Source organism: Caulobacter sp. BE264 (genome assembly GCF_031457805.1).
Classification (GTDB): Bacteria; Pseudomonadota; Alphaproteobacteria; order Caulobacterales; family Caulobacteraceae; genus Caulobacter.
Genome location: NZ_JAVDXI010000002.1, coordinates 359,750 through 379,913 on the forward strand (window position 1 = coordinate 359,750; position 20,164 = coordinate 379,913).

The 20,164-nt window shown below is 66.0% G+C and carries 11 protein-coding genes; 4 read left to right on the forward strand and 7 right to left on the reverse strand.

Annotated features, from left to right (window positions below):
• Positions 1 to 129: 129 nt before the first annotated feature.
• Complete coding sequence (locus J2X45_RS07045; RefSeq protein ID WP_310213032.1) at positions 130 to 3,840, reverse strand: hypothetical protein; 3,711 nt, start codon at positions 3,838 to 3,840, stop codon at positions 130 to 132.
• Between the two features lie 263 nt (positions 3,841 to 4,103).
• On the opposite strand from J2X45_RS07045, the gene J2X45_RS07050 reads away from it, so the two are divergent.
• The 4 genes from J2X45_RS07050 (at position 4,104) to J2X45_RS07065 (ending at position 8,656) form a co-directional block, all read left to right on the forward strand.
• On the forward strand, positions 4,104 to 4,403 hold the full coding sequence (locus J2X45_RS07050; RefSeq protein WP_310213035.1) for a helix-turn-helix transcriptional regulator: 300 nt from the start codon (positions 4,104 to 4,106) through the stop codon (positions 4,401 to 4,403).
• Positions 4,404 to 4,470: 67 nt separating this feature from the next.
• Complete coding sequence (locus tag J2X45_RS07055) at positions 4,471 to 5,985, forward strand: hypothetical protein (RefSeq protein WP_310213039.1); 1,515 nt, start codon at positions 4,471 to 4,473, stop codon at positions 5,983 to 5,985.
• An 85-nt stretch (positions 5,986 to 6,070) separates the two neighbouring features.
• Positions 6,071 to 7,342, forward strand: a complete 1,272-nt coding sequence (locus J2X45_RS07060) for an FkbM family methyltransferase (RefSeq protein ID WP_310213041.1) — start codon at positions 6,071 to 6,073, stop codon at positions 7,340 to 7,342.
• 9 nt (positions 7,343 to 7,351) lie between these two features.
• Entirely contained in the window at positions 7,352 to 8,656 is a 1,305-nt protein-coding gene (locus J2X45_RS07065) for a glycosyltransferase family 4 protein (protein ID WP_310213044.1), read from the forward strand.
• 15 nt (positions 8,657 to 8,671) lie between these two features.
• On the opposite strand, the gene J2X45_RS07070 is transcribed toward J2X45_RS07065, so the two are convergent.
• The 6 genes from J2X45_RS07070 to J2X45_RS07095 all read right to left on the reverse strand — a co-directional run bounded on the left by J2X45_RS07070 (position 8,672) and on the right by J2X45_RS07095 (position 20,077).
• Complete coding sequence (locus tag J2X45_RS07070) at positions 8,672 to 10,171, reverse strand: tryptophan 7-halogenase (RefSeq protein ID WP_310213047.1); 1,500 nt, start codon at positions 10,169 to 10,171, stop codon at positions 8,672 to 8,674.
• A gap of 23 nt (positions 10,172 to 10,194) precedes the next feature.
• Entirely contained in the window at positions 10,195 to 11,301 is a 1,107-nt protein-coding gene (locus J2X45_RS07075) for a cupin-like domain-containing protein (protein ID WP_310213049.1), read from the reverse strand.
• On the reverse strand, positions 11,226 to 11,945 hold the full coding sequence (locus J2X45_RS07080) for a SapC family protein (protein ID WP_310213051.1): 720 nt from the start codon (positions 11,943 to 11,945) through the stop codon (positions 11,226 to 11,228). Before J2X45_RS07080 ends, J2X45_RS07075 begins: the two co-directional genes overlap by 76 nt.
• A gap of 90 nt (positions 11,946 to 12,035) precedes the next feature.
• Positions 12,036 to 15,143, reverse strand: coding sequence for a TonB-dependent receptor (locus J2X45_RS07085; protein WP_310213054.1), 3,108 nt, complete (start codon positions 15,141 to 15,143; stop codon positions 12,036 to 12,038).
• 474 nt (positions 15,144 to 15,617) lie between these two features.
• The gene (locus J2X45_RS07090) at positions 15,618 to 17,246 is read right to left on the reverse strand and encodes an ABC-F family ATP-binding cassette domain-containing protein (protein WP_310213056.1); all 1,629 of its coding nucleotides are present in this window, start codon (positions 17,244 to 17,246) and stop codon (positions 15,618 to 15,620) included.
• 140 nt (positions 17,247 to 17,386) lie between these two features.
• Positions 17,387 to 20,077 carry a TonB-dependent receptor gene (locus J2X45_RS07095; RefSeq protein ID WP_310213059.1) on the reverse strand — a complete coding sequence of 897 codons (2,691 nt, stop codon included), beginning with the start codon at positions 20,075 to 20,077 and terminating at the stop codon, positions 17,387 to 17,389.
• Between the last annotated feature and the right edge of the window lie 87 nt (positions 20,078 to 20,164).

Here is a 20,164-nt window from a genome sequence, read left to right on the forward strand (position 1 = left end):
GACGGCAAGGCCCTTCGCCTCCTCGGGCTGCGGCGCAAAGAAAAACGCCGCCCCGGAGAACCGGGACGGCGTCGTCCTTAACTCAAACCACGTTCTGGGCGGGACGAGCCCGCCCAGGTCGCGCTCATCTTAGATGAGCGAGATCGCGGCGGTGCCACCGACTTGCGTCACGGCGGTGCTCAGGTCGAGCACGCCCGTCAGCTTGACCACTTGGTCAGCGCCGGTGCCATTTTGGAAGGTGTTCTGCGATTCGTTGTCGAACACGATGTACGTGTTGCCACCGAAGACGAACCACTTCGCGATCGTGTTGGTGCTGCCGTCACCCGAAGCCGCGGCGTTCAGGTAGTCAGCGAACGCGGCGGTGTCGGCCAGCGTCACCTTCGAGCCCAGCGAGAAGTTCGCCGTGCCGTTCTGAGCCAGAGCCGTCACCGTGATGGTGTCGCCCTTAGCGAAGTCGGTGATCGTCGCGTAGGTGTTGCCGTTGGCGTTCGCCGACAGCACGAACGTGTCGTTGCCAGCGCCACCCGTCAGGATGTCGAGGCCCGTGCCGCTCGTCAGGGTGTCAGCGGCCGAACCACCGACGATGGTGTCAGCAGCCGTACCGCCCGTCAGGGCGTTGGCCTTGGTGGCCGAACCCGTGATCGTGGTGGTGCCGGTCGTGACAGCCGTCGCGAAGGTGATGGCGCCGGTCGAAGCCGAGGCGTCGAACGTGGCCAGCGCGGTGTTACCCGTGTTGGTCAGGTTCAGACCCGCCGAACCCGTCACCGTCAGCGACTTCGCCGAGGTGGCGACCAGCGTCAGGGTGTCGACGTGGGCGGTCGAGTTGGTGTCGACAGCGTTGATCGTGATCGACTCGACGCCAGCCACGGTGACCGTGTTGGCAGCGATCGCAGCCGACGACGACAGGGTCAGGGCGAACGTGTCGCTCGTGCCCGTGGCGTCAGCCAGCGTGACGGTGGTGGCGGCACCGGTGGTCGCCGTGATCGACAGGCCAACGCCAGCAGCGACGTTGGTGAAGCTCACAGCGCCGCCAACGGCGCCCATGGTCAGGCCGGTGAAGCCCGTGGCGTTGAACGCGCCGGTCGAAGCCGCGCCCAGACCCAGGGTTTCGAAGCCCGTGATGTTGGCGTTGGCCGAGGCGTTGAAGCCGCCAGCGATGTTGGCCACCAGGGTGTCGGTGCCGTTGCCGGCCGAGATCGCCTTGGTCGGCGAAGCCGAGATCGTCACGCGGTCGTTGCCAGCGCCGCCCGTGAAGGAAGCAGCGGTCGCATCGATCGTGATCGTGGCGTTGCCCGACGAAGCCGAGGTGTCAACCGACGTGACGGTCGCGACGCCCGAGACGTTGGCGGTCAGGTTGACCGAACCCGAAGCCGTGACCTTGGTCAGGGCGGCGGTCGTCAGGGTGCCGAGGTTCACCGTACCCGTACCCGACACGGCGATCGAGGTCGCGGCCGAGCTGCTGACGCCGGTGAAGGTCGTCGAAGCCGAAGCCGCGACGTTCAGCGTCTTGTACTGGTTACCCGTCAGGGTGCCGACGGTGCCAGCCGAGTTGACCGTCAGGGTCGTCGCAGCGATGCCGCCCGAGATGGCGCCGGCGGCGGCCGTGATCGTCACGTTGCCGTTATCGCCCGAGAGGTTCAGGGTCGACAGCGAGTTGTCAGCGATCGTGGCGGCCGAGGCGTTCGCCAGGGTCACGGTCGTGATGGTGCCGGCCTTCGTGCTCGAAGCCGAGTTCACGTCGGTGATCGACACGGTGTTGTTGGTGACGCCCAGGATACCTTCGACAGCGTCAACGGCGGTCGAGGCGGCGCCTTGGGTCACAACGACGGTGGCGTTGGCGTTGGTGCCGGTGTTCGCCAGGTCCGCAACGTTGGTGTTGGCGGTGGTGCTGGTGAAGGTCACCTTGTTGCCCGTGGCGACCGAACCGGTGTTGTAACCGGCCAGGGTGCCCGAGTAGGTGCCGAACGCGGTGGCGTAACCGGTGGTCGCGCCAGCCTTCAGGTCCGCGAAGATGGTCGCAGCTTGCGCAGCGGTCATCGCCGAGGTGGCCGTGAAGGTCAGACCACCGAAGATCAGCGTGTCGGCGGCGGCGACAGTGCCGAACGTGACAGCGGCCGACTCGGTGACCTTGCCGGTTTCGGCGACGGCGACAACGCCATCAACCTTGGCGACCGTCGCGGCTTGCGAGACGGACACGGAGGTCGTGTCGGTCGTGCCCGTGACGGACACGGCGCTCAGGGTCACGGTGTTGTTGGTCGTGTCCTTGACAGCGTCCGAAACCATCTTGGTGGTGAAACCAGCGGTTTCCGAGACGGTCACGGTCGAGCCGCCCTTCACGGTGACGTTGCCCAGGGTGATGTCGGCGTCGGCGTAACCGCCACCGTTCGTCACCGAGATCGCGCCGGTCGCTTGCGTCGTGGCGCCGATGTTGATCGTGCCCGTGCCTTGACCCGACGAGGCGACGGTCACCGTGGTGCCGCCGTCGATGGCCACGTTACCCGTACCGGTCGAGGTGACCGAAACAGCGCCCGAAACAGCCTTACCACCACCGATGGTGACAGCGCCGTTGCCGGTTTCGGTGACGGTGACCGAGGTGCCGCCGTCAACGGTGACAGCAGCGCCCTTCGACGCCGTGACCGTGGTCGCGCCGGTTTGCTGGGTGGTGACGCCAACCGAGATCAGGCCCGTGGCGGCCGACGTGACGTTGACCGACGAACCGCCATTGACGGTGACGGTCGAAGCGTTCGTGGCGGCTTGGGTGACCGAAACAGCCGTGGTCGACGAAGCGGTCACAGCGGCGTTGCCGATGGCGGTGCCCGAAACCGAGGTCACGCCGGTGAAGCCGGTGGTGTTCGCGGTCAGAGCGCCGGCCGAGGTGATCGAGACGTTTTCAACGTTCTTCACCGAGAGACCGGTGATCGTGCTGATGTCCAGAGCAGCCGTAGCCGTGATCTTCAGGGTGTCGGTGCCCGCGCCGCCGTCGATCGAGTCGAGGACGGTCAGCGTGTCGGTGGCGCCGCCAGCATAGGTGCCGGTGATGGTGTCGTCAGCCGAGGTGCCGACAACGGTGTCCACGCCCGTGGTCAGAGCCGAGTTCACGGCGATGACGGTCGGGTAGGAGGTCAGGATGTTCACGCCAGCAGCGTTGTCGGTCGACAGCGTGCCGTCCGACAGGTCGTTGATCATCGCGGTGGTCGACTTGGCGTAACCACCGATGCCCGACACCGTGGCGGCGTTCAGGATCGTGCCGATCAGGGCGGCCTTGACAGCCAGGTCGATGTCGGCAGCGGCGGTCAGGCCGGTGTTGGCCTTCACGAACGCGGTCAGGTAGTCGATGTTGGCCTGGCGGCTCAGGTAAGCCACGGCGGCGGCGACGTCGACGCCAGCGGCGGCCGCGGCGGCGTTGCCGATGATCTTGTCATAGGCGGTGGCGACCGTCTGGGCGTACGAAACCGAGCCGTACGACGCGGCGAAAGCCGAAGCGCCAGCGCCCGAACCCGTGGCCAGGTTGATCGAGAAGTTGATGAAGCGGTTTTCCTGAGCGAACTTCGCGTAGTAAGCGTCGTTCAGGTCGGTCGTGTTGGTGTCAGAGTCGACCAGATACTCCAGGCCAGCGGCCGACGGGGCAGCGCCCGTGAAGAACTGGTAGGTCTGGATGGCGACAGCCGTCGTGCTGTTGACCAGCTTCAGGGTGTTGGCCAGAGCGGTGGCGTCCGAGATGCCGCCGGTTTGCGACTGGGTCGCGTACGCGTCGAGCGTCAGGGTGGTGGCGGCGTCGGGCGCCTTACCGAGGTTTGCGTTGGTGTACGCAGTCACCAACTGGGCCGTCGTATAGGCCATGAGGAATGTCTCCCAAAAAAATCCCACACCCCCTGCGACCGAATGGCGCGCATGGGAGCAGCGATGGCTATAGAGCAAACGTCATACGTCGACAATAGCCGAAATTCAGGGGTACAGCATTTTTCTAACCGGTACAGCAAATTCCTATATAGCGTTTCTTGTACCCCCCTCCGAAAGCGGCTATATAGAAAGCCTGTTCGCTTGGCGGATGAGTGAGCGCGCGCCCGCGCTCCTTGCGCCCGGGAACACGCGAGGCCTTTGTTATGTATGGTAATCCGCAACGCCGCAGCGCCTCGGAGGTGCAAGACCTCCGCCGCGAAGGTGGCCGCTGGCTGAAAGAGATGCGCGAGGCCGCGGGCCTCTCGCAGCGACAGCTGGCCGCCAAGGTCGGCGCCGACTACTACACCTTCATCTCCCAGCTGGAGACCGGCCGCGGCCGCATCCCGCCGGACCGCTACCGCGACTGGGCCAAGGCTCTGGAGGTGTCGGAAAAGACGTTCGTGCGCGAACTGCTGCGCTTCTACGATCCGATCACGTTCGAGATCCTGTTCAGCGAGGACTAGTTCGGTTACTGTGCATCGGCCGAAGGGGGTTCGGCTTTATAATTAGGCGTGGGGAAGCTTCCACCGTATGGCCGCTCAGGTCCTATCGTTCTTTCAGCGCTCGCCGCGCTATGCGCCGCAACCGGCGGACTGGACCCAGCAGGAGCTGGCCGAGTTCTACCGTGTCGAGAGCGCCCTGATCCGCGCGGGCATCCGCGTCGGCACCGATCGCGGCCTCAGCGACGAGAACGAGCCGTGGTTCGTGTTCTACCGCTCGGACGACGGCGAGGTGGTGATCCACTTCGCGCGCATCGACGGCGAGTACCTGATCGCCGGTCCCGCCTATGAAGAGATCGCGCGCGGCTTCGACTTCACCGCCCTGGTTCGCAACCTGGTGGCGCGCCACCCGCTGATCCGTCGCTCGGAGAACGGCAGCAACCTCTCGGTCCACCCCGCCGCCCTGCTGGTGGCCGTCGTCGGCACCGCCTTCTTCAAGACCGGCGAGGCGCGCGCCGCCGAGACCGGTCAGAGCAACGCCAACTCCGGCCATAGCCGCCCGGTTCTGCTGACGACCAGCTCCAACGCCGGCCTGACGAACGGCGCCGCGCCCGCGGGCGTCCAGCAGCCGGCCTATGCGTCGGTGCAGCTGCCCGCCAACGAGGCGGTGCTGGTTCTGGCCGCGGCGCTGCTGGCCTCGGACTTCCGCGTCGACGCCTCGACCCTGGACCCGGCCGTGCGCTCGGGTCTGGCTGCGGCCGCTGCGGCCCTGGATTTCGGTGGCGCGGCCGCTGTGCCGACCAACACGGACGTCGGCGGTCCCTCGCTACTGCCCGCGCAGGCGCCGACCGTGGACAACAGCCCCGTCCAGGCGGTGAGCTCGGTGCTGTCGCTGGTGGCGCTGCTATCGACCATGCCGGCGCACGAGGCCCAGGCGGCCGACGCGGTCCCGAACAGCCTGCCAGCGGTTCGGGCGGAATCAGTGCAGGCCTCTCCGCTCCAAGTGACTCATACGGCCGGCGACTGGTCGCTGGACGTCCAGCTGGGCTTCAACCTCGCGGGGCTGCCGACGGTGGACGCCGTCCAGCTGGTGCGTGGCCTGGTCGGGGATGGCTCGGCGCAGCGGATCTCGGTGATCGAGGTCAGCAAGCTTCCCGACGTCCTGGCCGAGATCATCGCCAAGGGCGAGCACTACACCGTCGTTCCGACGCCGACCGACGACACGGCGGCCGTGGTCGAGCCGGTGGTGGTGGCGCCGACCCCGCCGCCGCCGTCCGTGGACGGTGGAACCTCGGGCGAACCTGTGACCGGCGTGATCACGCCGCCCAAGCCGCTTGAGCCGACGCCGCCGACGCCGACTGCGCCGGCTCCGCCCTACGCGTCGATCGACATGGTCAAGGCCTTCATCGACTACTTCGTGGCCCACACGGGCCAGATCGAAGTCATGAAGAAGGACGCCCATATCGTGATGTTCGACGCGCGCGTCCTGCATGATGTGGGCCAGATCTCGCAGCTGGAAAGCGTGACCTACGATTTCGCCGACGGCAGTTCGATCAGCCTAGTGGGCGAGCATTCGTCGTTTCTGCATCTCGTGAATCTGGTCTAGACCGGACATCGGGAGCTGCGGCTCCCTGTGTTGCGAGATCGGAGAACGTCGTCCCGCATCGGGATCGCGTTCGGGAAGGAACGACTTGAGGCCCGCACGCCTGGATCTGGCGATTAGCTCCGCCATGCGCCCCGCCGCCACGCCCGCGCCGGACCCCGTCTCCGAGCCTCCCGCGCCGCAAGGCCCGCCGCCGCGCCGTCGCTTCGCCCTGGCGCGCCGTCTGCTGGCCCCCGTTGTGGCGCCCGTGGCGGGCTATGCGCGCCGCTACCTGCAGGCCAGCGTCGAGCATGAGCTGCGCCAGGCCCAGGGCCAGATTCAGGCCCTGTCGGCGGACCTGGCCCACACGCAGGGACTGCTTCACCTGGCCCTGCAACAGCAGCAGAGCGCGGCCGTGGTGCTGCAGGCGATGGCTGCGCAGTTGAACCGCATTGAGGGCCACAGCGCGCGGGCCGAGGATCATGGCATCCGCATCGAAGGCCTCAGCCGCAAGCTGGACGGCGACATCGCCGGCCTGCCGGGCGTGTTCGGTCCCCGCTTCGACGAGCTGGAGATCAAGCAGCGGCCGCTGATCGCCTATGACGACGAGTCGATGGCGATCCGCATGCGCGACGGCTACGTCCTGGCGCCGCGCAACCTGCCGACCTTCGTCACCATGCTGGCCAACGCCACCAGCCGGGGCCTCGAGCCGGGGACGGGCGATGTCCTGCGTCGCCTGATCCAGCCCGGCATGGCGGTGGCCGATGTCGGCGCCAATATCGGCCTCCTGACCCTGGTCATGGCCTGGGCGACGGGCCCCAGCGGCCGCGTCATCGCCTTCGAACCCGAGGCCGTCCCGCGCGCGAACCTGGAAAAGATGAAGCATCTCAACGGCCTGTCCTGGGTTGAGGTGCGTGACCAGGCCGTCGGCGAAAAGCCGGGTCGCCTGACCTTCCACGTCAGCGACATCATCGGCCACAGCTCGCTCTACGCCCTGCCCGAGACCGAAGAGGCCAGAACGGTCGAGGTCGAGGTCGTGCGGCTGGACGACGTGGCGCCCGCCAAGCGCCTGGATGTGGTCAAGATCGACGTTGAGGGCGCCGAACTGGACGTGCTGGCCGGCATGAAGGGCGTCATCGCCAAGAACCCGGACCTGGCCATCCTGGCCGAGTTCGGGCCCGAGCATCTGGCGCGCGTCGGGCAGACCCCGACGCAGTGGTTCAAGGCGTTCGGCGATGCGGGCTTTACGCCCTACATGATCGACGAGACCCACGGCGACTGCGTGAAGACCAACGCCAAGGCCGCCGCTAAGGTCGTCTCGGCCAATATCGCCTTCGTACGCAGCGGCGGTGACGCCGAGAAGCGTCTGCTGGGCCGCTAGGACAGTCTGATGAAGATCTGCTGGGTGACGCCCTTCGTCCTGCGCTCGTCGATCGGCCGGGTCAGCGCCGAGGTCGCCAAGCAACTCGCCGCGCGGGGCCACCAGATCGAGATCCTGCGCTGCGAGGACCAGAACGATCCGGCCGAGCCACTGCACCCGACCGCCCTGCCCGTCCACCATTGGCGCGCCTATGACCTGGCGCGGCTGAGGGCGGAGTTTGACGTGGTCGTCGTCAATATCGGCGACAACTACCCCTTCCACGCTGGCGTGTTCGCGATCCTGGACGCCGCGCCGTGCCTAGGGATCTTCCACGACTTCTATATCTACAACCTGTTCTCGGGCTGGCTGCACTACAACGGCCTCGACTATCACCGCCACGACGCCGAGATCGTGGCGACCTATCGCGAGGCTGCGCTTCCCCACGCCGTGGCTGTCCGCTCCGGCCAGATGCTGGACATGGGCGAGATCGCCGCGCACCTGCCCATGACCGAATGGCTGGCCCGCCGCTGCGAGGCCGCGCTCGCCCACGCGCGCTTCTATGCCCCGAAGCTGGAGGCCGCGTGCGTGGGTCCCGTGGCGGTGACGCCCTTGTGCTGTCCAGACCGCGCGACGCCGCCGGGCACGCCGAAAGCCAAGTCACAGCTGACCATCACAACCGTCGGGGTGATGAACCCCAACAAGCGCGTCGCCGACGTCATCCAGGCGCTGGGTGGCTCCGAAGCGTTGAGGGCTTGCGTCTACCGTCTCGTGGGGCCGATCTCCGATGAGGAGCGCGCCCGGCTGGAGGCGCTGGCCGCCGAGGTCGGCTTCGAGAACCTGATCATCGACGGCGCCGTGGACGACGAAACCCTGGACCGCCGGCTCGACGAAGCCGACATCATGGTGGCGCTGCGCAAGCCGGTGCTGGAGGGCGCGTCGGGTTCCGCCTGCGAGGGCATGCTGAGCGGGCGGCCCACGGTCGTGGCGCGCGCCGGCTTCTACGGTGAACTGCCCGACGACCTCGTCTTCAAGATCGACGGCGAGATCGTGGTCGAGGAGCTGCGGTCGACGCTGGAGCGTCTGGTAGCCGACGAGACCCTGCGGCGCGAGACCGGCCAGGCCGCCCGCGCCTGGGCGCTCGAAAACCTCAACGCCGCGCGTTACGCCGAAGCGGTGGAGGCGCTAGCGCAGGCCCAGGTCACCAGCCGCCCCCTGCTGGCGGTCGGTCGGCGGATCGGCGGCGAGCTGAGCGCCATGGGTTTGGCCGAAGGCGACGCCGCCGCCACGCGGATCGGCGCCACCCTGCAGAAGCTGTTCGCCCCGCTGCCCCAGTAGCGGAGCCAGCCCGGCTCAGGCGCTCTTGCTGACCGGCGGCGCGCAGTAGTGGTCCAGAAACGCCTGGTGCTGCGGCAGACGCGACACCGCCCCGGCGATGTTGCGCTTGAGGTCGTCCAGCGCCTGTTTCAACTGCTGCGGCGGCATCAACCGGCCCATGTGGTGATAGGTCTTGGGCATGATCCGCTGGCCCAGCATCACCTGCAGCCACGAGTCGACCTGGAACAGCTCGCCCGGCGCTTGGAAGACCTGGGCGCTTTCCTGGAACAGGGCGATGCGATGCGCCAGGCTGTCGGGGATGTCCATGGTTCGCACCTGGTCCCAGAACGTGCTGTCGGTTCGCTCGGTCACCTTGTAGTGCAGGATGATGAAGTCGCGGATCTTCTCCAGCTCGTCATCGGCCTGGCGGTTGTAGCGATCGATCGCCGCCTGGCTGATCCCGCCGAACGGGAACAGCTGCATCAGGCGCGTGACCCCGATCATGATCAGGTGGATCGAGGTCGACTCCAGCGGCTCGACGAAACCGCTGGAAAGACCCAGCGCCACGACGTTCTTGTCCCAGGTCTTCCGGCGGCGGCCGGTGCGATAGCGGATCAGACGCGGCGAGATCAGGGTCTCGCCCTCGATCTCGCTGGTCAGCATGGCCATCGCCTCGTCGTCCGAGATGTGGTCGCTGCAGTAGACCAGACCGTTGCCCACGCGATGCTGCAGCGGAATCTTCCAGCGCCAGCCCGCCCGGTGGGCGATGGCGCGGGTGTAGGGAACCGCCGGCTCGGTGGAGCGGGTCTGGACCGCCAGCGCGCTGTTGGTCGGCAGCCAGTGGCTCCAGTCTTCATAGCCGGCCTTCAGGGTCTGCTCGATCAGCAGGCCGCGGAAGCCGGTGCAGTCGATGAAGAGGTCGCCCTCGACCAGCTGGCCGGACTCCATGACCAGCGCTTCGACGAAGCCGTCCTTACCGCGCTGGCGGACGCTGGCGATCTTGCCCTCGACGCGGCGGACGCCGTCCGCTTCCGCCATCTTGCGGAGGAACTGGCCGTAGAGACCGGCGTCCAGATGGTAGGCGTAGTTCAGCGGGCTCTCCTCGCCGGTATAGAACCGCTGGGCCTCGGCCGCCTTCAGCTCGAAGCAGTAGTCGCCGAGGTCGCCGCCAAAGCCCTGTGCGACGGCCTGCAGCCAGAAGTGATGGAAGCCGCCCATCCAGGTGGATTTACCGACCTGGCCGAACGAGTGGATGTAGCGATCGCCGATCTCGCCCCAGTTCTCGAACGAAATCCCGAGCTTGAAGGTCGCCTGGGTGGCCCGCATGAACTCGGCTTCGTCGATGCCCAGCAGCGCGTTGAAGGTGCGGGCGGTCGGGATGGTCGACTCGCCGACCCCGACGGTGCCGATGTCCTCGGACTCCACCAGGGTGATGTCCAGCAGCGGGCCCAATTGCCGCGCCAAGGCGGCGGCGGCCATCCAACCAGCCGTGCCGCCGCCGGCGATCACCACCTTGCGGATTGTCTGGGGTTGCATGGTCTCCCCTCCCCTTGGCTAGTCTATCGGTTCAGTCTGTCGAGCAGCCAGGCGCGCAGGCGTCGGGCCTTGAGGTCGTCGAGCGGTCCCAGCGGTCCGCGCGCCGTCTCGGGCAGATGTGCGCCGGCCCGCTCACTGGGGCCGAACACGTAGTAGTCGAACAGGGCCTTCCAGCCCTGCTTCTCGAAATCTGGCCTGTCGCGCAGGCTGAGCAGGCCGTGCATCAGCGTGGTCATCGGCGTGTCCACATAGGCAGGCGTGGTGTTCCACCAGTAGTTCATCAGCACGTTGAACTCGGCCAGGGCCTCGACCTGGTGCCACCATAGCGCGGGGTAGACGAGCACATCGCCTGGCTCCATCTCGGCGACCTGCGCGCTGGCCAACGCCTCACGAAACAGGGGATGACGATCGAAGTCCGGGTTCTCGAAGTCGACCATGCTGACGACCTGGCCGCCCGGCGTCGGCTCCAGCGGGCCGGGATAGAGGTTGGCCACCTGGTCCGGCGGAAACAGCGTGAACCGCCGGCGTCCCACCGCGCAGACGGCGATGTTGTTGGACATGTCGTAGTGGGCTGACGCCACCGTACGGTTGCCCAGCCAAATGCCCGCCATGGGCGGCTGCGGGCCGTAAACCTCCGCCCCCAGGCCCAGGTCGTTCTCGGCCTTCAGGCTTGGGAAATAGGCGTCCAGATCGGTGGAGCCGATGTAGATCGACGGCGCGTCCGCCTGACCCTCGACCGCTTCAATCCGGCGCAGGAAGTCGTCCAGCGGCGCGCGTTCGGCCCGGAAGTTCAAGCCGGTCAGTGTCTCGTCATAGAAGAACCGGCCCTGGATCGCCGGGGCCCCGGTGTAGCCGACGACGCCGACGCCACGATCATGGCCTCTGATGTAGTCCCGAGCGACCTGGGGCGACCGAAGCCCGGCCTGGACAATGGGCCAGTCGCGCACGAGGCCCTTGAACAGCATCGGCGTTTGCCCTGCGAGAACGGCGTCGAACGGGATCTCGCCCGGCGTCGCCACCGTGGCTTCGAGCGTCCGTCGCGCCGTCAGCGCGGTCATGCCAGGCTGGCCCGGCGACGGTTCTTTCGCGCGATCAGATCCTCGATATTGCCCATCGAAGAGACGATCCACTGCGCGGCGCGCAAGAGTCCGGACTGATGCAGGCGCTCGAGGGCCTCGCCGCTCAGGGCGCTCAATCGATCCGGCGCGATGGAATAGACGTCCGGAACGGCGTAGCTGGTATTGTCGTCCAGCTTGATCTCGATATCGATGGGCTCGATCAGCCCGTACTGCTCGAAGGCTGCGAACATCGGGCCGGCGATCTCCAGGCCGTCGTGGATCTGGCCCAAGGTCTGGCTGACCGACTGCAGATACGGCGAATTGCCCCCGGCCGACAGGAACAGTGGCTCGCCCTGGGCGCTGATGCGCGGATGGTCGAGATCGACATGGATCATGGGACGGGGCTCGCCGCCCCGCTCGTCCCGCTGCAGGGCGATCGAGAAGGGGCCACGGCGCTGTACGGCGGGAATGTAGCGCGCGTTCCAGCCAGCCTCGTCGAGGAAAAGGTTCTCGTCCCGATCAAGCCCAAGAAGCGCGACGGCCTGATAGGCGTCTGCGGCGTCCTTGCGGATCAGAATGGGATATTCGCGCTGCGCCGCTTCGAACTCGGTTGGCAGCAGCAGGGTCTGGTTGACGCCGTCGCCATAAGCGACGCCGTGGCCGGCGATCACCCGCAGATCGGCGTGATCAACGTTGTTGAGAAGCACTCGTTTCATGGACGCCTACCCACCCTGGATACGCTTACTTCAAAGGAAGAAAGGGGCCGCCGCAAGCGGCGACCCCATCCTTGCCTCTAGGACTTCCGACTAGAAGCGGTAGCGCGCGCCCAGTAGGATGCGGCGATCCAGCTCTTGAGCGAACCACAGCTGGTTCTCATCGCGAGCGTAGGTCCGCAGGCTTTCCTTGGTCAGGTTGATGCCTTCCAGGGAGATCGCCAGCTTCGGCGTCACGTCGTAGCTGACGCTGATGTCCAGCTGACCGAACGGCGCGGTGTAGACCGGGTTCCGCGAGCCGCCACGGTTGGTGGCGTGCAGGTACTTGTCACGCCAGTTGTAGGCGATCCGCGCCGAGATCCCGTTCTTGTCGTAGATCAGGGTCGCGTTGGCCGTGTCCGACAGACCCAGCAGAGCGAACTGATCTTGCGACGGGCTCGCGCCGTTGTCGAAGCTCACATCGCCGCGCACCATCGTGTAGGCCCCCGACACACCAAAGCCGGTGTCGCCGAAGAAGTGCTGCGCCGCGATTTCGAAGCCGTGGATCTTGCCGGTCTTGTTGTTGATCGGCTTGGAGACCTGGAAGTTGAACAGCGGATCGGTGCTGTTGGGCGAGATATCGACCGCCGCCAGGATCTGGTCCACGAAAGCCTGGTTCAGGTCGCCCGAGACGCCACGGTTGGCCTGGAACTGGGCCTGAGCCGCCGCCGAAGAACCGGTGGTCTGCAGCAGCGCCGTCATCGTGAACAGGTTCACGTCGGTCTGGTCGGCGCCGATGGCCGTCAGGATCGCCTTGGCGGTGCCCGAACGGGTGCCCGCCGCGCCGGAGCTGACGTCACGCAGGCCGAACAGGTTCTGCGAAACGGTGCCGGTGCCCACGAAGTTGTTCACGCGCTTCTCGAAGAAGCCGGCCGTGATGTAGCTGCTGGGCTTATAGTACCACTCGAGCGAGACGTCGAAGTTGTCCGAGATCAGCGGCTCGAGGTCCGGGTTGCCGCTGGTGCCCAGCGGAATGGCGCCGTTGGCCACCGGACGGTTGGGCGTGCCCGCCGTCTGAGCGGCGAACAGGTTGCCGTAGTCCGGACGCGCGATCGTGCGGCTGAACGAGAAGCGACCAACGAGGTTTTCACGCAGGTCGAGGCTGAAATCCAGGGCCGGCAGCAGGTTCGAGTACTTGCCCTCGCCGGCCAGCGGCGCGTAGGTGGCCGCAGTGTCGAGACGGAAGTCGTTGTCCGCCGTCCAGACGATCGCGCTGGGCGTGCGCACCAGCGAGGTCGAGGTGACTTCGGTTTCCTCATAGCGGACGCCCGTCACCAGAGTGGCCGGCATGCCGCCAAGTTCCGACTTCCAGGTCACCTGGGCGTAACCGGCCAGGATGTCTTCGTCGACGCGGTTGTTGGCCTGACCGGTGATCCCCACCGCGTTGCCGCGGGCGACATACGCCTTGGACATCGCGTTGTAGAGGTCGATCGCGTCAGCGCGGAACGACACCAGACCAGCGCCGCTTTGCTTCAGGTCGAACTCGTTGAACTGGCAGGCCATGCAGAAGGCCTTGACCAGACCCGGCGCGTATTGCGCCACGTCGCGCGGGTTCGAGATACCCCAGCTGCCCAGGTCCTGCTGGGTCGAGCTGCCCGCCTGGACCATCTTCGACGTGCGGTAGTTGAAACCGAAGTCGAAGCGGCTGCCGTTGTCGTCGAGGTCATAGGTGACGTCGGCGCGGATTTCCTTGATCTCGTGCTGCTGGCTGTTCGTCCAGGTGCGGGCCACCTGGCTGCCCAGGTCACCGGCGTCCAGAGCGTTGTTGCCGTTGCCACGCGGAGCGGCGTCGTTGATCGTGATCGACTGGACCGGAACCTTGCCGCTGTAGTCGACCGAGTGCGACGAGACGATCGGCGCGCCGATCGAGACCGTCGTCGAGCTGGTGCCGTTCGACGAGTGCGGACCGGAGTCGGCCTTCGACATATGACCGTCCAGCTTGACGCGCAGGCGGTCGGACAGATCCCATTCGGCGCTCAGACCATAGGACTCAAGGGTGTCTTCGTTGCTGCGGTACTGCTGCTCGAAGCCCATGTCCTTGGTGCCGCTGAGCTGCTCTTGCAGCAGCACGGCGGTCGCAACGACGGGATTGTTGTCGAACGTGACCTTGTCGAACGGACGGTTGAACCAGTTGGTGCTGTCGTTGCGGCGTTCGAACGACTTGTTCACGGCGTACAGGGCGTCGGCCGTGATCGTCAGGTTCTCGGTCGGGCGGTACTGCGCCGTCAGCTGACCGTTGATCCGCTCACGCTCGCCTTGCGAGAAGTGGTAGCGGCTGTCGTTCGGGATGGCGACCAGGGTCGAACCGCTGGACGGCGCGCCGGTGATCTGGGTGGCCCCGCCGTTGCGGACGAAGCCGTTGGCCGGATTGATGAAATCCGCATAGGTCCGGATGTTCCAGTCGTTCGACGTCACGCTACGGCTGGTGAAGTCACGCTTCTGGTAGGCGCCGAACAGGGCGATACCGAAGGTGTCGCTGTCATCCGCCCAGTTCAGCAGGCCCGAGACTTCCGGCGTGATCTTGCTGCCGCCCTCGTCGACCTTCTGGTCCATGCTCTGGTCGTAGACGGCCTTGACGCCGATGCTGCCCGTCAGGCCCGGCTTGCCTTCCAGCGGGCGGCGGGTCTTGACGTTGATGGCCGCGCCGATGCCGCCCGACGGAACCGCCGCGCGGCCCGTCTTGTAGACTTCCAGCGTGGTGACGCCTTCCGAGGCGAGGTTCGAGAAGTCGAACGAACGGCTGGTGCCGCCGGCGGTGTCCGACGACTGGTCGCCACCGACCGTGGCGACGTTGGCCGTCGGCATGGTGCGGCCGTTCAGGGTGACGAGGTTGAAGCCGCCGCCGAAGCCGCGAACCGTGACCTGCGAGCCTTCGCCGTTGGTCCGGTCGATCGACACGCCCGTGATCCGCTGCAGGGATTCCGCGAGGTTGGTGTCCGGGAACTTGCCCATGTCTTCGGCGGAGATGGCGTCGACGACGCCCGAATTGGTCCGCTTGATCTCGATCGACCGCTCGAGCGAAGCGCGGATGCCCGTGACGATCACTTCATCAACGGTGGTGTTTTGAGCCTGCTGGGCCAGCACCGGGCTGGCGAACATGGCCGCTGTAATAGCGACGCACGAGGCAGACGCATGCAAGCGACGAAGCCGCTTCATAGCCATTCCCCCTAATTAAGCCCTCTCTGGGGCGCTGTTTTTGTTGCGAGCCGGAAGCATTTCCGGAGCGCTCTTCCCGTTTCGCCACCCGAGTCCAGACTCGAAGCAGAGAACACTAGTTAGCGGTAACATTGGTCTCGGATAGCTGCAATGGCCAATTGACAGCGCTAGCAATCTTTTTTCAAGCGACTTTTTGAGCATATTTTTATGATAAATGAGGCAACCTGCCGGCGAACTCGACGAACGTTTCGCGGCTTGGCTGGCGACGAAGAACGTCGCTATTGCGACATATTTCTCATCCGTAACCGATTACATGACGGCTTCGCGACTGCTCAGGGCGTTACGCAGCAGGACCCCGCCCCTGGCGTGGGCGGCGGTGTCGAGTGCGAAAGGGCACGGAGAGGTCGCACCTCGCCCCCCGCGCTCAAACACAATTCTGCGAAGCCGAGGCCTCCGGCGAACTAGACCGAACGGAACGGCCTAACCGCCCGGGTGCAGCCCAGGCGCTTCCTGCCCCGTCCGCGCGACATACTCAGTGTAGCCGCCGCCATACTGATGGATCCCCTCAGGCGTCAGCTCCAGCACCCGGTTCGACAGAGCGGCCAGGAAGTGGCGGTCGTGCGAGACGAACAGCATGGTCCCCTCGAAGTCGGCCAAGGACGCCACCAGCATCTCCTTGGTCACCATGTCGAGGTGGTTGGTCGGTTCGTCGAGCACGAGCAGGTTCGGCGGATCGAACAGCATCTTGGCCATGACCAGACGCGCCTTCTCGCCGCCCGACAGCACGCGGCAGGGCTTTTCGACGTCGTCGCCCGAGAAGCCGAAACAGCCGGCCAGGGTCCGCAGAGCCCCCTGCCCCGCCTGCGGGAAAGAGCGTTCCAGCGACTCGAAGATGGTTTCTTCGCCGTCCAGAAGATCCATGGAGTGCTGGGCGAAGTAGCCCATCTTGACGCTAGCCCCGATGTTGACGACGCCCTGGTCGGGCTTCGTGTCGCCGGCCACCAGCTTCAGCAGGGTCGACTTGCCCGCGCCGTTGGCGCCCAGCACGGCCCAGCGCTCCTTGCGACGGACCAGGAAGTCGAGATCCTGATAGATCGGCCGCTCGCCATAGCCCTTGTGGACGCCGCGCAGGCTGATCACGTCCTCGCCCGAGCGCGGCGGGGTCTGGAACTCGAACTGCACGGTCTGGCGACGACGCGGGGCCTCGACCCGCTCGATCTTGTCGAGCTTCTTGACCCGGCTCTGCACCTGGGCGGCGTGCGAGGCGCGCGCCTTGAACTTCTCGATGAACTTGATCTCCTTGGCCAGCATGGCCTGCTGGCGCTCGTACTGCGCCTGGCGCTGGGCCTCGCTCAGCGCCCGCTGCTGGTCGTAGAAATCAAGGTCGCCCGAGTAGGTGATCAGCTGGCCAGCGTCGATCTCGATCACCTTGCCGATGATGCGGTTCATGAACGCGCGGTCGTGCGAGGTCATCAGCAGCGCGCCGTCATAGGTCTTGAGGAACGACTCCAGCCAGATCAGGCTTTCCAGATCCAGGTGGTTGGACGGTTCGTCCAGCAGCATGCCGTCGGGCCGCATCAAGAGGATGCGGGCGAGAGCCACGCGCATCTTCCAGCCGCCGGACAACAGGCCGACGTCGGCGTCCATGCGCTCCTGGCTGAAGCTGAGGCCGGCCAGCACCTCGCGGGCGCGGGCCTCCAGCGCATAGCCGTCCAGTTCCTGGAACCGCTCCAGCACCTCTCCATAGCGCTCCATGACGGTGTCCAGCTGGTCGACCTGGTCCGGATCGACCATGGCCGCCTCCAGCGTGGCCATCTCGGCGGCGAGCGCGCTGACGGGGCCGACGCCGTCCATGACGGCGGCGACCGCGCTCTGACCAGACATCTCGCCGACGTCCTGGCTGAAATAGCCGATCCGCATCCCGGCATCGATCGAGACGATGCCGTCGTCGGGCTGCTCCTGGCCGGTGATCATGCGGAACAGGGTGGTCTTGCCCGCGCCGTTGGGGCCGACCAGGCCGACCTTCTCGCCCTTCTGAACGCCCATCGAAGCTTCGATGAACAGGATCTGGTGGCCGTTTTGCTTGGAGATGTTGTCGAGGCGGATCATGGGCGCCCTGCTAACGCGCGCCAGCGCCGAACGCCAGGGAAACCGGCACGAAATCCGGGATCGCCGGGCCGCGCCGCAGCGTCGGCGGCACTGCTCCCGCCCGCCCTGTGGACCACGGGCGGGCGGGAGCGTCGCAAGGTCTAGAAGTTGAAGCGCACGCCGGCGACGTAGCGCGGGCCGAACTTCTCGTACTCGATCGGGTAGCGGCTCTGGTCGCCGTAGCGACGGGCGCCGGCGTTGGTCAGGTTGCTGGCGTCGAAGAACACTTCGATGTTGCTGTTGACCTGGTAGCGGGCCGAGAAGTCCAGCTCCTCGTCGCTATCCCAGAAGATGTCGCCGTTGTCCGAGGGAACCACAGCGCCGTTGACGACGCGGTAGGAGCCCACCGACTGCCCCCACGGCGTGCGGTACTGGTAGGCCAGACGCATGGTCAGGCCGTACTTTTCGTAGATGGCCTGGACGTTGTAGACGGCGTCCGAGGCGCCTAGCACCGAGATGGTGCGGGCCGGCACGCCGCCGACCGACGGCAGGGTCACTTCCGACGAGGTCCAGGCGCCCGACAGACGGGTCCCGAAGCCGCCCAGCCAGGCCGGCAGGTCGCGCGACTGGACGAACGTTTCCGCCGTGCCCGAGAAGAAGACTTCAAAGCCCTTGATGTGACCTTCGCCGGCGTTGCCAATGCCCGTGTAGGCATAGCCCGAACGGTCGACGCCGCCGCTGTTCAGGGTGGTTTCGCCAAACACGCGCGAGGTCTGCACCAGGACGTCCTTCAGGTCCTTGTAGAACACGCCCGCCGAGAGGAACGTCTCGCGACCGGCGTACCATTCCAGGTAGGTGTCCAGACCGACCTGGCGCTCGGGCTTGGCGTAGGGGTTGCCGCCCGAAACCGTCTGGTTGGAGTCGCTGAAGGTGTAGTTCGGGCGCAGATCGTCGAAGTCGGCGCGCGAGGCCGAGGTCGTCAGGCCGACACGCAGCTTCAGGTCTTCGCGCAGGTTCCAGTTCAGGTGCGCGCTCGGATAATACAGCGTGTCGTCGCTCGACACCTTGATCAGGCTTGAACCGACAAAGGCTTGGCCTTCGTTTTCGATGTGCTCGACGCGCGCGCCGTAGACGAGGCTACCCCAATCGAAACGCGTGGTGGCCATCGCATAGCCGGCGGTGATCGTCTCGCCCACGCGCCAGTAGTTAGCCCGGGTGTCGTTCTTGCTCGCCTGACCCGACTTCACCAACTGGTCGACGAACTGCGTCGTCCCCTCCTTGTTGGTGTAGCGGAAGCTGTAGTTCAGGTTCTGGCTGCCCAGATAGTCGATGTTGGTGGCGTATTGCCCCCAGGTCGGCACGCCCGAGCCCGAATAGGCGCGGGTGAAGCTGCTTTCACGCGACTTCTTGGTGCGCGAGGTCCACAGACCGCCGAACTCGAACTTGGTCTCGCGACCGAACAGTTCGCTCTCGTAGTCGAAGTCCGCCTTGGCCGTGTAGGCGCCGGTGAAGTCGCCGCCCTTGAGCATGCCGGCGCTGGTCAGCGGAAACTGGAAGTCCTCGATATTGGTGACCTGAGCGCCCTTGGTGCGCGCCGTCGTCGTGCCGCCCGTCTGGAACAGGCGCACGGTGTTCACGTCGCCGTTGCGGAAGTCGTACTCGACGGTCGGACGTAGCGAGAAGGTCGACGGGCTCTGGAAGGCCATCGTCACCGGGGTGTCACGGCCGTCCTGAGTGTAGGTGTAGTTCAGGCGCCAAGACGCACCCAGCTTGCCCCACTTGTGCTCGCCGCCCACCGTGTTTGTGGACATGCCTTCCTTGGTGTTGCGGTAGTCGATGCGGGCGTTGATGCGCGCGCCGTAGACCGTGCCGGAGGTTGGGTCATTGCCGTTGATATAGGCGGCGCTGGTGTAGCCGTTACCGGCCGCGTCCGTGCCCTGATCCAGGCGGAAAATGAAGTTATCGCGCAGCTCGTCGTCATTGTAATAGGTGTTGATCGTGCTGACGAAGATCGAGTTGTTGTCGTCGAACTTGTAGTCGGCGCGGACCGAGGCCGACATGTTGCGACGGGTCAGGCGGTAGTGCTTGTTCTCATGCTCGCGCGCGAAGTGCTTGTTCGGATCGACCGTGTTCGACAGATAGGGATCCGTTTCCCAGTTGTCGGTCGCCATTTCGCGCGAATAGTACGAGGCTTGGGCCACGATCCCCAGCTTGTCGCCGAACACGTTCGAATAGACGAGATTGCTGTCCAGCTCGTCGCCGCCGCCCAGCTTCACGCGGCCAACGCCCAGCTTGCCGGTGATCTTCTGGCCCTTGTAGTCAAAGGCGCGACGGGTGCGGATGTCGACATTGCCCGCGACCGTGTCGCCCGGCATCGACGGGACGATGGCCTTCTCGACCGTGATCAGGCTGGCGATCGCCGAGGGGATGTTGTCGAAGCGGGACGCGCGGCCTTCGGGGCTGACGACGCTCAGGCCGTCGAACGACAGCGTGGTCCAGTAGACCGGCGCGCCGCGCAGGTTCACGTAACGGGCCTGCCCCTGGTCGCGCTCGATCGCCACGCCCGGCAGACGGCCCACCGCGAAGGCGATGTTCTGGTCCGGCAGGTCGCCGATGGCGTCGGCCGACAGGACGCTGATCAGGGAGTCCGAAGCCTTCTGGATCTGCATCGCCGCAGCCTGGCTCTCGGCCAGCGGGCGACGGGCGGTGACGACCACGTTGCTGACGGCGTTCGCTTCTTCGGTCGCGCCGGTCGTGTTGTCCGCCGCCTGAGCGACGCCCGAGATCGCAACGACCGAGATCGCCAGAAGACTAGCGCGACGCATAAGCGCCACTTTCGAGCGGTTGAACATGGGTACCCCCGTTTGGCGTCATGGCGACGCTCCTTGAGGGGGCGTGTTAGCGGCGGGGGATCACGGTGAGACGACAGTCACGTGACG

What these genes read in the sequence shown, in the direction of transcription:
- J2X45_RS07085 (WP_310213054.1), bottom strand. Translation starts at nt 15,143, where the DNA reads ATGGCTATGAAGCGGCTTCGTCGCTTGCATGCGTCTGCCTCGTGCGTC.
- J2X45_RS07070 (WP_310213047.1), bottom strand. Translation starts at nt 10,171, where the DNA reads ATGCAACCCCAGACAATCCGCAAGGTGGTGATCGCCGGCGGCGGCACG.
- J2X45_RS07050 (WP_310213035.1), top strand. Translation starts at nt 4,104, where the DNA reads ATGTATGGTAATCCGCAACGCCGCAGCGCCTCGGAGGTGCAAGACCTC.
- J2X45_RS07065 (WP_310213044.1), top strand. Translation starts at nt 7,352, where the DNA reads ATGAAGATCTGCTGGGTGACGCCCTTCGTCCTGCGCTCGTCGATCGGC.
- J2X45_RS07090 (WP_310213056.1), bottom strand. Translation starts at nt 17,246, where the DNA reads ATGATCCGCCTCGACAACATCTCCAAGCAAAACGGCCACCAGATCCTG.
- J2X45_RS07095 (WP_310213059.1), bottom strand. Translation starts at nt 20,077, where the DNA reads ATGTTCAACCGCTCGAAAGTGGCGCTTATGCGTCGCGCTAGTCTTCTG.
- J2X45_RS07080 (WP_310213051.1), bottom strand. Translation starts at nt 11,945, where the DNA reads ATGAAACGAGTGCTTCTCAACAACGTTGATCACGCCGATCTGCGGGTG.
- J2X45_RS07055 (WP_310213039.1), top strand. Translation starts at nt 4,471, where the DNA reads ATGGCCGCTCAGGTCCTATCGTTCTTTCAGCGCTCGCCGCGCTATGCG.
- J2X45_RS07045 (WP_310213032.1), bottom strand. Translation starts at nt 3,840, where the DNA reads ATGGCCTATACGACGGCCCAGTTGGTGACTGCGTACACCAACGCAAAC.